Consider the following 262-nt stretch of genomic DNA (forward strand, 5'->3'; position numbering starts at 1 on the left):
TTCTAATACAGATTGAGTTTGTGTTTTCCAGTTAAATGCCATGCCAGTAAAGGCAATAAGCATAAGCGGTATAAAAAAGTAAACACCAAGCACTGTATGTAGTTGATACATGAGCACTCTAAATTTGGCTTTTGGTTTTATAGCTAAACGTTTAACTCTGTTTTTGGGCTTTACCCATAAATAAAAGCCGAGTAATACATTTATTAAAAGTAGCAATGCACACACCGACATCCAATTTCGAAAGGTTTTTTCACCCTTACTG

The 262-nt window shown here is 34.7% G+C and carries 1 protein-coding gene; it reads right to left on the minus strand.

All coding sequences use genetic code 11. The features are described 5' to 3' along the window. Positions 1–262: PepSY domain-containing protein (locus AAEY83_RS16085; RefSeq protein ID WP_351060597.1), on the minus strand; the 262-nt coding region annotated here is incomplete at both ends.

Source organism: Psychrobacter sp. TB20-MNA-CIBAN-0197, from assembly GCF_040309765.1.
Taxonomy (GTDB): domain Bacteria; phylum Pseudomonadota; class Gammaproteobacteria; order Pseudomonadales; family Moraxellaceae; genus Psychrobacter; species Psychrobacter submarinus.